At 68.3% G+C, this 12,917-nt stretch carries 10 protein-coding genes; 7 read left to right on the forward strand and 3 right to left on the reverse strand.

The genetic code is table 11. The annotated features are described in order from the left end of the window. The first annotated feature begins 174 nt into the window (after positions 1-174). The 4 genes from ileS to AC6I6S_RS09040 all read left to right on the forward strand — a co-directional run bounded on the left by ileS (position 175) and on the right by AC6I6S_RS09040 (position 6,606). Positions 175-3,399, forward strand: coding sequence for an isoleucine--tRNA ligase (ileS, locus tag AC6I6S_RS09025; RefSeq protein ID WP_497949596.1), 3,225 nt, complete (start codon positions 175-177; stop codon positions 3,397-3,399). 117 nt (positions 3,400-3,516) lie between these two features. Then, positions 3,517-4,008, forward strand: a complete 492-nt coding sequence (locus AC6I6S_RS09030) for a hypothetical protein (RefSeq protein ID WP_497949598.1) — start codon at positions 3,517-3,519, stop codon at positions 4,006-4,008. Positions 4,009-4,146: 138 nt separating this feature from the next. Further along, positions 4,147-4,368: a hypothetical protein gene (locus AC6I6S_RS09035; protein ID WP_497949599.1), complete on the forward strand. Its 222-nt coding sequence runs from the start codon at positions 4,147-4,149 to the stop codon at positions 4,366-4,368. 120 nt (positions 4,369-4,488) lie between these two features. After that, on the forward strand, positions 4,489-6,606 hold the full coding sequence (locus AC6I6S_RS09040; protein WP_497949600.1) for a CARDB domain-containing protein: 2,118 nt from the start codon (positions 4,489-4,491) through the stop codon (positions 6,604-6,606). A 213-nt stretch (positions 6,607-6,819) separates the two neighbouring features. Here the strand turns inward: AC6I6S_RS09040 and AC6I6S_RS09045 are convergent, their stop codons facing one another. The 3 genes from AC6I6S_RS09045 to AC6I6S_RS09055 form a co-directional block, all read right to left on the reverse strand. After that, on the reverse strand, positions 6,820-7,674 hold the full coding sequence (locus tag AC6I6S_RS09045) for a ribose-phosphate diphosphokinase (RefSeq protein WP_497949601.1): 855 nt from the start codon (positions 7,672-7,674) through the stop codon (positions 6,820-6,822). 93 nt (positions 7,675-7,767) lie between these two features. After that, entirely contained in the window at positions 7,768-8,289 is a 522-nt protein-coding gene (locus AC6I6S_RS09050) for an Ig-like domain-containing protein (protein ID WP_497949603.1), read from the reverse strand. A 207-nt stretch (positions 8,290-8,496) separates the two neighbouring features. After that, positions 8,497-9,378, reverse strand: coding sequence for an HVO_0234 family beta-propeller protein (locus AC6I6S_RS09055; RefSeq protein ID WP_497949604.1), 882 nt, complete (start codon positions 9,376-9,378; stop codon positions 8,497-8,499). 87 nt (positions 9,379-9,465) lie between these two features. On the opposite strand from AC6I6S_RS09055, the gene AC6I6S_RS09060 reads away from it, so the two are divergent. The 3 genes from AC6I6S_RS09060 (at position 9,466) to AC6I6S_RS09070 (ending at position 12,733) form a co-directional block, all read left to right on the forward strand. Then, positions 9,466-9,948, forward strand: coding sequence for a hypothetical protein (locus AC6I6S_RS09060; protein ID WP_497949605.1), 483 nt, complete (start codon positions 9,466-9,468; stop codon positions 9,946-9,948). Positions 9,949-10,048: 100 nt separating this feature from the next. Further along, positions 10,049-11,413, forward strand: coding sequence for a phosphoglucosamine mutase (gene glmM / locus AC6I6S_RS09065; protein WP_497949607.1), 1,365 nt, complete (start codon positions 10,049-10,051; stop codon positions 11,411-11,413). 480 nt (positions 11,414-11,893) lie between these two features. Further along, entirely contained in the window at positions 11,894-12,733 is an 840-nt protein-coding gene (locus tag AC6I6S_RS09070) for an NAD-dependent epimerase/dehydratase family protein (protein ID WP_497949608.1), read from the forward strand. The last annotated feature ends 184 nt before the right edge of the window (positions 12,734-12,917 follow it).

Genomic DNA, 12,917 nt, shown 5'->3' on the forward strand with positions numbered 1-12,917 from the left:
CGATCGAACAGCACGCCGGCCGCCTCTCGCGCTTCAAGCATTCGTGCGCCGTTGACAATCTCCCGGTATTACATTTCCGTCGGCGCTCGAGTCACGGGCGCTGATCCGGCCCGGTCGGACAGCCGAATCTGTACAACCGATTCCTCTTTACTGTCGGAGTGATTTCCACCGTGTATGAGCAGGTTCGGCGAGGTCGACGACCAGTACGACCCGCACGCGCTCGAGCAGCGAGCCGTCGACTACTGGGACGAGGTCGACGCCTACGAGCAGACGAAACAGCACCGCGCCGACGGCGAGTCCTACTTCTTCGTCGACGGCCCGCCGTACACCTCCGGAGCGGCCCACATGGGGACGACCTGGAACAAGAGCCTGAAGGACGTCTACATCCGCTATCTGCGAATGTGCGGCTACGACGTGGCGGACCGGCCGGGCTACGACATGCACGGGCTCCCCATCGAGACGCAGGTCGAGGAGAACCTCGGCTTCGAGAACAAGAAGGACATCGAGGCGTTCGGCGAGGAGAACTTCATCGACGCCTGCAAGGAGTACGCCGAAGAGCAACTCGAGGGCCTCGAGTCGGACTTCCAGTCCTTCGGCGTCTGGATGGACTGGGAGGACCCGTACAAGACGGTCACCCCGGAGTACATGGAGGCCGCCTGGTGGGGCTTTTCGAAAGCCGCCGAACGCGGTCTGGTCGAGCAGGGAAAGCGCAGCATCAGCCAGTGTCCCCGATGTGAGACGGGGCTGGCGAACAACGAAGTCGAGTACGAGGACGTCGAGGACCCCTCGATCTACGTAAAGTTCGATCTCGTCGATCGCGACGGGAGCGTCGTCGTCTGGACCACGACGCCGTGGACCATCCCCGCGAACACCTTCACGGCAGTCGATCCGGACCTCGAGTACGTGGGCGTCCGCGCGGAGCGAAGCTCCGCGGACCGGAGCGGCGAAGCCGCGGAGCGCGCGAGCGAGGTACTGTACGTCGCCGAGGAGTGCGTCGAGGGCGTCCTGAAGAAGGGGCGCTACGACGACTACGAAATCGTCGAAGAGCTCACGGGTTCGGAGATGGTCGGCTGGGAGTACGAACACCCCTTAGCCGAGGAAGTGCCCGCCCACGCCGACCACGAGGGCGCGCTCCAGATCTACGATGCAGAGTACGTCGAGGCCGACCGCACGGGACTGGTCCACTCCGCGCCGGGCCACGGTGAGGAGGACTTCCTGCGCGGGCGCGAACTCGGCTTCCCCATCTTCTGTCCCGTCGGCGGCGACGGCGTCTACACGGAACAGGGCGGCAAATACGAGGGCCAGTTCGTCAAGGAGGCCGACGAGGAGATCACCGCGGACCTCGAGGAGAACGGCAACCTGCTTCGCTCGGAGACGGTCACCCACAGCTACGGCCACTGCTGGCGCTGCGACACGGGCATCATCCAGATCGTCACTGACCAGTGGTTCATCACGATCACGGACGTCAAAGACGAGCTGCTCGACAACATCGAGGACAGCGAGTGGCACCCGTCGTGGGCTCGCGACAACCGGTTCCGGGACTTCGTCGAGGACGCGCCGGACTGGAACGTCTCCCGCCAGCGCTACTGGGGGATTCCGATCCCGATCTGGACGCCAGAGGGGAGAGACGATGACGAGGACATGATCGTCATCAGCACCCGCGAGGAGCTCGCAGAGCGCGTCGACCAGGACGTCGACCCTGCCAGCGTCGACATCCACAAGGACACGGTCGACGACCTCACGATCACCGAGGACGGGACCACCTACACCCGCGTCCCGGACGTCTTCGACGTCTGGCTCGACTCCTCCGTCGCCTCGTGGGGGACCCTGAACTTCCCCGAGGACGACAGTCAGTTCGACGAGCTCTGGCCCGCGGACTTCATCCTCGAGGCCCACGACCAGACCCGCGGCTGGTTCTGGTCCCAGCTCGGCATGGGCACCGCGGCGATGGGCGAGATCCCCTACGAGCAGGTGTTGATGCACGGCCACGCCTTAGACGAGGACGGCCGCAAGATGTCCAAGTCGGTGGGTAACGTCGTCGAGCCCCACGAGGCGATCGACCGCCACGGGGCCGACGCGATGCGGCTGTTCCTGCTCTCTGCGAACCCGCAGGGTGACGACATGCGCTTCTCCTGGGACGGGATGCGCACGATGGAGAACCACCTCCGCACCCTCTGGAACGTGTTCCGCTTCCCGCTGCCGTATATGCGTCTGGACGGTTTCGACCCCGAGACCACCGATCTCGAGGCGGTCGATGAAGATCTCGAACTCGTCGACGAGTGGGTACTCGCCCGGCTCCAGTCGACGAAAGCCGAGATGACCGAGGCCTTCGAGGCGTTCCGCCAGGACCAGGCGCTCGAGGCTCTCCTGGATTTCGTCGTCGAGGACGTTTCCCGATTCTACGTCCAGGCGGTCCGCGAGCGGATGTGGGAAGAAGAGGACAGCGCCTCCAAGAACGCGGCGTACGCCACCATCTACCACGTCCTCCGCGAGGTCGTCGTTCTCCTCGCTCCCTACGCGCCGTTCGTCACGGAGGACATCTACGGCACTCTCACCGGCGACGCCGGCCACCCGACGGTCCACATGGAGGACTGGCCCGCCGTCTCCGACTACTGGGCCGACGAGCAACTCGAGGAGGACGTCGCCCTCCTGCGCGCCATCGAGGAAGCGGGCGCGAACGCCCGCCAGCAGGCCGGCCGGAAGCTCCGCTGGCCCGTCCCGCGGGTGGTCGTCGCCGCGGACGACGAACGGGTCGCTGCGGCGGTCGAGCGACACACCGACCTGCTCGCAGACCGGCTCAACGCCCGCGAGATCGAACTCGTTTCCCCCGGCCAGCGCTGGGGAGAACTCGCCTACAGCGCCGAGGCCGACATGAGCGTGCTCGGGCCGGCCTTCGGCGGCGACGCGGGCACCGTGATGAACGCGCTCAATGAGGCCCGCATCGAGGAGCCGACCCTCGAGAGCCTCGAGGCCGCGGTCAACGAGACCCTCGACGACCCCGTGGAGGTCGACGAGGAGATGGTCTCGTTCGTCACCGAGACGCCCGACGGCGTCGCCGGAACCGCCTTCGGCATCGACGGCGACGACCGCGGGGTCGCCTACGTCGACGCCTCGCTCACCGACGACATCGAGAGCGAGGGCTACGCCCGCGAGGTCATCCGCCGGGTCCAGGAGATGCGCAAGGAGCTGGATCTCGAGGTCGAAGAGCGGATCGCCCTCGAGCTCTCGATCGACGACGACCGGGTTGCCGACCTCGTCAGCCAACGGGAGGATCTCGTTCGCGAGGAGGTTCGCGCCGACGAACTCCGGGCGGTCGAGGACGGCCACCGAAAGGAGTGGGAGATCGAGGGGGTCGCCGTCACGCTTGCGATCGCGCCGCTGGCGGAGCAGACGGCCTGATCCGTTCCGCTCTCCGTCGAGTTGGCGATCGCAGGGTGGCGGTGAGCCGCGTTTTTTGGTGAGGCTCCTCGGGGGCTGACCACAAGACAGATGCCAGGTTACGCACAAGTTCGCGCTATGCGCCGTCGCCCCCTCCTCGCCGCCGTAACCGGTGCGACCGCCGTCGTCGCTGGCTGTAGCACCCTCACTTCGCCGTTTCGATCCGAGACGAGTACGACGCACGAGGCGGTCGAGGAACGGCCGCTCGAGGCCCCTACCGACGAGCCGATCGCTTCCGAAACCCTTGGCGACGCGGCCGACGGCGACCCGCACGTTGTCTTCGTCCGAAGCAGAGAGGAGAACCGTAGCCTCGAGATCCGCGTTCTCGCCGGCGACCCGGAGCCGGTCCACGTCGAGCGGTACGCCCTCGCGGGCGAGGAACACGCCCGGTTCGAACTTCGGAAACCCGACGACTACGTGATCGAGTTCCTCGAGGACGACGATTCCGTCGGCGACTACGAGATCGACGCCGACTGGTTCGAGTACGACTGTCCGGCTTCGGTGATCGAACTCGGCCCAGGCGATCGGTTCTCGGCGTCGACCGAACCCGATACCGACGCCTGTTCGTAGAACCAGACACTGACGCCTGCTCGTCGCTCGAGGGACGCCACCGGCAGCATCGGTCGATCGCCCGACTCGCCGCCTTATACCGCTCGTTCCCGAGCCGCTACCCGAAACGTTCATCTAAGTGGTAGGTGTCTCGAGGGTATGCGTTCCGACTGGGGGACGAACGTCGGCGTTTTCGCTGTCGCGATAGCCGCCTCGTTCGTCGTCGTCTCCGTCGTCCGCTCCGGATTCGAACGAATCGGCTCTCTCTCCCTCGGTGGCGAACTTCTGGGAGTCGTCCTCGGCCTGGCCGCATTTTTCGCCGTTCTGTTGCTCTCTGCGCGGCTTTTCCGGTTCGACGAAACGTCGCGCCGACCGGAGTGAGGCCGGCACACCGCCCCAGCAACCCCCGCCGTTTCGCCCGCTACTCGCGCGGCGGTCGGTAGCGTGGCTGACGCAGGGCTGTCGCAAGCGTCTTGATAACTCACTGGCGACATATGGTAGATGAGCCGGGTCGCAGCCGTCGTTCTGGTCGCCCTCCTGGTCTTGAGCCTGCCGGCGAGCGCGAGCGCCGGGGCGTTCGGTCCGCCGCCGTCGGGCGGTGGCGCTGACGCCGAGACGGCGTCGACGCCGGCGGCCCACGCCTCGAGTCCCGCTCCCGAAACGGGCGACGGCGTCCTCCGCCAGTCGATCATCCTGCGACAGCTGCCCGATCGCCCGGGCGAGTTCGAAGCCGAGGTCACCGTCGACGTTCCCGAGAGGGTGTCGAGCCTCGAGATCGGCGTCCCGGACCGGGCGACCGTCGACTCGACCGACGGATTCGACCGCACCGACGGCGGCTACGAGTGGGACGAAAACACCGACGAACCCGTCGTTCGGCTCGTCGTCGAGGCGAACGTCACCGGGATCGTGCGCCACGAGCCGGCTGCGCTCGACTCCCGTTCGGCGGTTGCGTCCGGACCGCCCTCGAACTCGCTGGCTCACGAACACGACCACGACGACGGCTACTCGTTCGTCGAAACCGGCTCCTGGGGCGTCGTGCAGGTGCCCCAGCTCCGGATGAGCTGGCGACAGTCGGCACCCGTGCGCACCGAGCGGTCGGTGACGGTCGACGGCCCCGGCGCGACCGGCGACGCCATCGCGTACTTCGGCGAGGTAACCGAGTACGACCGGACGGTTCGCGGGGAGACGATCAGACTCGTCGTCCCCGAGGCGGCCGGTCTCACGGAATCGCCCGAGGACGTCCTCGAGGCGCTCGCCGTCGCCAGCGACGCCCTTGCCGTCGAGGCCAGAAACGAGGAGGTGGTGATGATCGCCGTCCCGGCCGACGACGTCCCCCTGGGGCCGCGCGGGCTCCAGTACGGCGGGAGCGACGCCTGGGTCGCCGCCGACGCCCGCCTCGACGCGCTCAGTCACGTCTGGTTCCACGAGTACGTCCACACCAGACAGGCGTTCGTCCGCTCGGCGGGCGGCCCCACGGCCGAGGCGATGTGGCTGACCGAGGCCCAGGCCGAGTACCACGCTGCCCTACTCGCCCTCGAGGCCGGCCACATCGAGTACATCGAGTTCCGCCGGTTCCTCGAGGCGGGTAGCCGGGCGCCCTACGGCGACGACGTGCTCGCCGACCCCGGCACCTGGACGAACGACCGGACCGACTACGTCAAGGGGCCGCTGGTCTACGGCGCGATCGACCGACAGCTTCGCCTCGAGAGCGACGGCGAGTACGCGATGACCGACGTCTTCCGCGAGCTCAACCTCCGGGAAGAGCGCGTCGACCGCGCGGCGTTCCTCGCGGCGCTCGAAGAGCGCGGGGGAAGCGAGGTCCGGGCGTTCGCCGAGCGCTACACCGAGACGACTGCCGCTCCCGGCACGTGGAATCGGTTCGAGCACGCGGCGGCGTTCGATCAGCCGGCCCCGCGATTCCACTACGGGCTCGACGACGACTCGCTCGTGCTCGCAGGCGACACTCGAGAGCTTCGGACCGACGCCGCCCAGCTCCCCGAGATGGTCACCAACGAAACCCTCCGCATTCCGGCGGTCGTCGAGAACCGCGGCGACCGACAGGGAACCTACGACGCGGTCGTCACCGCCGACGGGACGGTCGTCGATCGGGCGGGCGGCTCGCTCGAGGCCGGCGCCGCGACCGCCGAAACTCTCTCGTGGACGCCGACGGAGCCTGGCAGCTACGACCTCCGAATCGGCGACGACCGGCTGACGGTAACGGTTCGTGAGCCAGCGGACGTGACCGTCACGGGCCTCGCTGCGGAGCCGACGCGCGTCGATCCGGGCGAGCCGGTGACCGTCACCGCGACGGTCGAAAACGAGGCGGACCGGCCGGCCGAGTCGACCCTCGCGTTCCGAACCGCCGAGGGCGTCGTCGCCGAGGAGCGGGTGACGCTCGCGGCGGGTGAGCGGGCAACCGTCGAGGCGGAACTGCGGTTCGAGGAGGAAGCGAGCCACGAGGTCGCCGTGGGCGATCAGCGGGTGACGGTCGTGGTCGGCGACGGCCTTCACACCTGGACCCACCGACTCGCCGAGGCGGCCCCGGTCGCCGTCGCCGTCGGCGCGGTCGTCGTTCTCGCGCTCGGTGCGGCGCTCTGGCTGGCGGCTCGACGCCGCTGATCTCGTACCGGGACCACCCGGCGGTCCGTACCCGCACGGCTGTGATCTCCCTCGAGCGGGTCAGACCGCTCGCCGCATGGAACTGTGCGCCGCTCGTCCGACCGGATACGCCGTCGGACGAGCGCGCGAATAAGTACCCGAAACTGCTCGGCGTCAACTCCGCCTCGAGCCGGGACGACCCGTTTCTCGTGACGGGCCCGTCTCACACTCGAGTTACCGACCGAGATGTTCGGCGAGCACCGGCGCGACCGAAACCGCGCTCGCCGGCCGCTCGATAGTGTCGGTACCGTACACCGCCTCGACGCCCGCTCGGGCCAGTCGCGTCGAGGCGCTCGAGACGAGCAGCGGGTGAACACAGGTGACGAATACGCGGGCGGCGTTTCGCTCTCGGAGCACTTCAACCGACTCGCTCATGGTTCCGCCGGTCGCGATAATGTCGTCGGCGACGACGACGTCGCGGCCGTCGACGGCGACGTCGCTCGGGGTGATCTCGACGTCGGTTCCCGAGTGGCGCACCTTCTCGAAGTAATCCGTCTCCCCCGCGCCGTATGCGTCCCGAACCTGCTCGGCGAGTTCGATCGCACCGGCATCGGGTGAGAGGAATACCGGGTCTGTGAGATCGTCGGGGAGCGGATCGGCCAGCAGGCCGGCCGCCTCGACTGCCGTCGCGGTCGGTTCGAAAAAGTCACAGACCGCATCCTCGTGTGGCGTCACCGTCAGCACCCGATCCGCCCCCGTGGAGATCGCTTTCGCGACCGCACGCGCGGTGATCGGCTGGCCGTCGGCGAACGATTTGTCCTGGCGGGCGTAGCCCATGTAGGGAAGGACAGTGACGACCTCCTCGGCACCCGCCTCTCGCACCGCGTCCTGTAACTGGAGCACCTCGAGGTGGGCGTCGCTCGAGACCGTGGAGGCGACGATCACCGCCTGGTTTCCCTCGAACCCCGGCACCGACGCCCGACGCTCGCCGTCGGGAAACCGGTCGTAGACCACGTCGGCGAGTGGTTCCTCGAGTTCGCGAGCCAGCGACGCAGCGAGCGTCTGTGAGGCGGAGCCGCTTACGATCATGGTCGACACCACAGTCCGCGGGCTAAACCCGTTTTCGTTCCCCGCCTCGGCGCTCGGTTGCGGCCTCGTGGTGCCCGTCGCCGGCCCTCGGGGCTACTCGGCAGTGTCGTTCCCGTCCGCGGGCTCGGCCCGGTCGGCCTCGAGCGTATCACACACCGCGCCGTCGGTGTCGCCGGTCGTCCTGATCTCGCCGTCGCGTCCGACCAGCACCAGGAGATTCAGACACGCCGGATCGTTCCACTTCGCCGCGGTCACCTGCTCGAAGTCGTCGCCGTCGAGGCGAGCCGTTACCCGGAACGTCCCCGGTTCGTCGGGCCACTCCCGCTCGAGAACCGCACCGCCGGCGCCGGCCTCGAGGTCGTGGGTCGACCAGTGTTCGATCTCGCCGTCGTACTCGACGAGGACGTCGAGCGTGTGGTCGCTTCCGTCGAGGTTTTCGACGGTGATCTCGCCCAGGACGGTTCCGTCGCCGGCGATCATGCCGGCGCTCATCTCCTGGCCAGCGTCGGTTTCGTTCGCCGGGCTGTCGTCCGCACCGCTGACACAGCCGGCGACCGCAGCAGTTCCCACAGCACTCGCGGCAGCCACCACCTGCCGCCGAGTCAGTTCAGACATTCTTGAAATCGAATGGATTCTCCGCCAGATAAATCCCCGTCAGACGAGCGTCTGACGTCGGCGCGCTCCCCGGCGGTACCGTCTCGTCATAGCCGTCCTCGTTCGCGTCGCTCGCTCGTCTCGATCGCCGCAGTTACCCCGTTCGCGCCGCTCGGTCGCTTCGAATACCGGCAGCCGGATTTACGACTCGATGCGATGGCGACCGGGTTACGCTTCGCCCGCTCGCCGCAAAACTGCGATCCCGGTTACGTCTCCAACTCCCAGCGTCCGCGACCGCCACTCGAGCGAGCCGTCGGTTTCGGACTCCGTTGCGACCAGTGCCGTTCCTCGCTCGGTCACTGCGTAGATCCCCTCTCCGTAGGCGATACCGACGATCGGAACGCTCGAGCGGTCGACCACCGTCCACCCCTCCCCGTCGTAGCCGTAGCAGTCGAGGCCCGCGACCGCGTGGGCGCGCCGGAGCCGGCCCGGCTCGCTCAGCGGGTCGGCCGCGACCGTTTCGACGCGCTCCTCGAGGACCTGCATCCAGCCGTTACCGAGTTTATAGAGGCCGTCGGCCGTCGCAGCGAGCGGAACGCCGGCCGCGGAGACGTCCAGTACGTCCGTGAGGCCTGCGTGATCGAGCCCGTCGTCGTGGACGCGGTAGACGCCGTCGTCGGTACCCACGAAGTCGCCGTCGATGGCCCGGACCGCGAGAGCGTCGGCCTCGAGGGGGTTCCAGTCTTCACCGCGCCGGCGGGCGACGCGGCCGTCCGCGCCGGCGGCGAAAAGAGTCCCGCCGTCGTAGCCGACGGCAACCGCGGGTCCGAATCCGGTTTCCTCGAACCACTCCCTCGACGCGCCGTCCTCGAGTCCCTCATCCGGACGATCGCCCTCGAGTGTGGCAACGAACACGTTCTCGTCGGTCGCGACGGCGATCCGATCCCCGCTGGCGGCGATGTCCCGCGCGATACATCGCTTGCAGAGCGCGAACTCGCCGATCGTGTCGCCGGCGATCCGAACGCGGAGAACGCCGGCCCCGCTCGCGACGTAGGCGATATCGGGGGCCGTCCGCTCGCCGTAGACGCGCTTCTCTTCGATCGTGCTCATACGTGGGTTCCGAGAGCGGTCGCCGAAAACGTTCCGTCCCGCGTCGGCATGGCAAGACTCATACCGGGTGACGGAAAACCCGGGCGTATGTTCCCACGACGCCGACTCCTCGCCCTCGCGGCTGGCGGACTCGGGGCGCTTCCCGGCTGCTCGCTCCGTTCCGGGGAGCCGGAGATCCAGTCCGGGAGCCCTCTCTCGGAGCCGGTCGAACTAAACGAGGTCCGGGTGATGAGCGCGTCGACTACCGCGGCTACGATCGCCGTCCGCGTCGTCGACGACGGCGAGTCGGTTTTCAGGACGGCAGTCGACCTCGAGGGACGGGACTCCGATTCTCGGGCGATGCCGACGGAGGTCCTTTCGGGCGGCTGGCCCACCGAACCGATGGCCCTCGACGTGCAGGCTCGAGTCGACAGCGTCGACCGGGCGGACGACGGAGACGACTCCGAGATCGGCGACGAGTGGTGGGGGCTGTCCGAATCGGAGGTACGTACCGACGTGATCGACGTCAGTATCGGCCTCAATCTGGTTTCCGACGGCCTCTCCGTTGCGTTCGACAGGGCCGGCCGCTGACGTTCACTCCTCGCCCCGCTAGTTCTTTCCGGTCGTAGTCCTCGCTTTCGGCGCGTTTCGTTCGGAACCCCTTTGAGGACGCCGTGCTCACTATCTCCCAATGAAAGTGTTCGGATCGAGCGGGACCCGCGGCGTCGCCAACGAGGAACTGACGCCCGAGTTCGTCCTGCGGGTGGCGAAGGCGGCGGGAACCGCCTGGGGCGTCGACCGGGTCGCCGTCGCTCGAGACACACGCTACACCGGACGGATGCTGGCCGACGCCGCCGCGAGCGGCCTCGCGAGCACTGGAACGGACGTCGACCGCCTTGGTATCGTCCCGACACCGGGGGCACAGGCCCACGCCGAACGCGAAGGGGTGCCGACGATCGTCATCACGGCCTCGCACAACCCGCCGCAGTACAACGGCGTCAAACTCGTCGGCGCGGACGGCGTCGAACTCGCCGTCGCCGACCTCGAGACGGTCGAACAGACCCTGCTCGCGGAGGCGTTCGAAACCGCCCCCTGGGACGAAACCGGCCGGGTCCGCGAGGTCGACGGCATTCGTAGGGCGTACGTCGACGACCTGCTCGCCCACGCCGACCGCGAGACGATCGCCGACGCCGAGCTGACCGTGGCGCTCGATCCGGGCCACGGCGCCGGCTCGTTGACCAGTCCCGAGTTCTTCCGGGCGCTCGGCTGTCGGATCATCACCGTCAACGGCCAGGCCGACGGCCACTTCCCCGGCCGCGACCCGGAGCCCGTCCCGAGCAACCTGCAGGATCTCGGCCGACTCGTCCGGGCGACCGAGGCCGACCTCGGCATCGCCCACGACGGCGACGCCGACCGCGCCATCTTCTTCGACGAATCGGGGGAGTACATCGAGGGCGACGCAACCCTCGCCGCGCTCGCGGCCGCCGAACTCGAGCCCGGTGACACCACAGTCTCCGCGGTGAACGTCTCTCAGCGCCTGGTCGACGTCGCCACCGACGCGGGTGCCGAGATCGAACTCACGCCCATCGGCTCGACGAACATCATCACCAGAATCGAGGAACTCCAGGCCAACGGCCAGCGGGTTCCCGTCGCCGGCGAGGGCAACGGCGGCATCTTCTTCCCCGAGTTCCGCCTGGCCCGCGACGGCGCCTACACCGCCGCGCGCTTCCTCGAACTCGTCGCCGAGACGCGGGCGAGCGAACTCGTCGAACCCTACGGCGGCTACGCGAACGTCAGGAAGAACATCCACTACGAGTCGACCGCCGACCGCGACGCGATGCTCGACGCGGCGGCAAACCACGCCCAGTCCTCCGACGCCGAACTCAACACCCGCGACGGCTACCGCTTAGATCACGGCGACGCCTGGGTACTCGCTCGCCCCTCCGGAACCGAGCCGCTGGTTCGCGTCTACGCCGAGGCTCGAGACGAGGAGCGGGCGCAGACGCTCGCGGACGACATGCACGAGGCGATGGCCGACGCGGCGGCCGGGAACTGACCACTTTTCGAGGTCCGTCGGACTCTCCGGACTCCTGCTCCAGGTCGGCTTCGAAATCGGCGGCGCACGAAGAGACCCGCTCGCACGACCGTTGAAACGCTCGGGGAGTGTCCCCCGAGGCCAGGTGCATGCGATGCGAGGAGGGCATAGAGTGGAGGACGGAAGTCCCGTGGCTCTCCTCGCGGTCCGAAATCGATCTCAGTCGGCCATGAACGTTGTTGTTCGGAGAGCCTGACAGCCACCGCCGAAACCACCGGAGGCGAGGGCGGTCCGTCACCGTCCCGCCGGCGCTCGACGCGTTACGCTCGCCTTCGCTGTCTGCCCCGGCGATCTCGAGGCCGCGACGCTCTCCCTCAGTAGATAATTCTCGACTAACAGGGGTCGCCTGGCGTCGCGTCCTCGCGCGGGTCCGGCGGACCACCCCGTCGACCGCGACTCCGGAGCACGCAGAACTAACCCGCTGCAGATCGGGGTGTCGGTATGAACGTTCTCGTCACCGGCGCCCACGGCACCGTCGGCACCGCGATCACCGACCACCTCGAGTCCGACCGCTACGAGTTCACGCTGCTCGACCTCGAGGAACCCGCCGGCGACGCGCCCGGCGAGTCGGTCGTCGCCGACGTCCGCGAGTACGAGGCGATCCGCCCGCACTTCGAGGGACAGGACGCCGTCGTCCACCTGGCGCTCGTCCCCGGCCACGGCGGTCCCGACGACCGCGCGGTCGGCTGGTCGGAGCCCTTCGGCGACAACCTCGAGGCGATCGCCAACGTCTACGAGGCGGCAGTGGATGCGGGCCTCGAGTCGATCGTCTTCGCCTCCTCGAACCACGCGGTGGGGATGGAGGAGGTCCGAAACGCCCCCGAGATCTACCACGACGAGGGCTACCGGATCGACCACACCGAGCCCCACCGGCCGGACTCCCGGTACGGCGTCACGAAGAGCTACGGCGAGGACCTGGGCCGGTTGGCGGCAGAAGCCCACGGCATCCGGTTCTACGCACTCCGGATCGGCTCCGTCCGCGACCCCGAGTACGACCACCCCTACGGCGACGCCGAGCGCGGCGTGGATCGGGGCGACTGGGAACGGGGCAGCGAGCCCTACGAGGAGCAGGTCGCCCGGATGCGGGGCACCTGGCAGTCCCGACGGGACCTGGCACACATGGTCGAGTGCTGTCTCGAGGACGAGTCCGTCGAGTGGGACCACTTCTACGGCGTCAGCGCCAACGACCGGCGCTGGCTCGACGACCTCGAACACGCCCGCGAAACCATCGGGTACGAGCCGCGAGACAACGGCGAGGAGTGGGATAGCCCGCCCGAATGAGGGCGGACTCGAGTCAGGCGCCGATCTCGAAGCGGTGCGGTGCTCCGTGGGCGACGAAACGCCTGCGGCAGACGCGAGGGTCCTCGAGCGGCAACGACCGTGCCGGCACCACACCTTTGAACCGATCCGTTGTGGAGACGGTCGAACGATGTCAACGCCGCGTCGATCCGGTTCGAAGCGGGTC

The organism is Natrononativus sp. DTA114 (assembly GCF_059736515.1).

Bases quoted from the DNA above. Each gene is read 5' to 3' on its own strand.
- AC6I6S_RS09030 (WP_497949598.1), top strand. From the start codon at position 3,517: ATGCGCCGTCGCCCCCTCCTCGCCGCCGTAACCGGTGCGACCGCCGTC.
- AC6I6S_RS09070 (WP_497949608.1), top strand. From the start codon at position 11,894: ATGAACGTTCTCGTCACCGGCGCCCACGGCACCGTCGGCACCGCGATC.
- AC6I6S_RS09035 (WP_497949599.1), top strand. From the start codon at position 4,147: ATGCGTTCCGACTGGGGGACGAACGTCGGCGTTTTCGCTGTCGCGATA.
- AC6I6S_RS09050 (WP_497949603.1), bottom strand. From the start codon at position 8,289: ATGTCTGAACTGACTCGGCGGCAGGTGGTGGCTGCCGCGAGTGCTGTG.
- AC6I6S_RS09055 (WP_497949604.1), bottom strand. From the start codon at position 9,378: ATGAGCACGATCGAAGAGAAGCGCGTCTACGGCGAGCGGACGGCCCCC.
- AC6I6S_RS09040 (WP_497949600.1), top strand. From the start codon at position 4,489: ATGAGCCGGGTCGCAGCCGTCGTTCTGGTCGCCCTCCTGGTCTTGAGC.
- AC6I6S_RS09045 (WP_497949601.1), bottom strand. From the start codon at position 7,674: ATGATCGTAAGCGGCTCCGCCTCACAGACGCTCGCTGCGTCGCTGGCT.
- AC6I6S_RS09060 (WP_497949605.1), top strand. From the start codon at position 9,466: ATGTTCCCACGACGCCGACTCCTCGCCCTCGCGGCTGGCGGACTCGGG.
- glmM (WP_497949607.1), top strand. From the start codon at position 10,049: ATGAAAGTGTTCGGATCGAGCGGGACCCGCGGCGTCGCCAACGAGGAA.
- ileS (WP_497949596.1), top strand. From the start codon at position 175: ATGAGCAGGTTCGGCGAGGTCGACGACCAGTACGACCCGCACGCGCTC.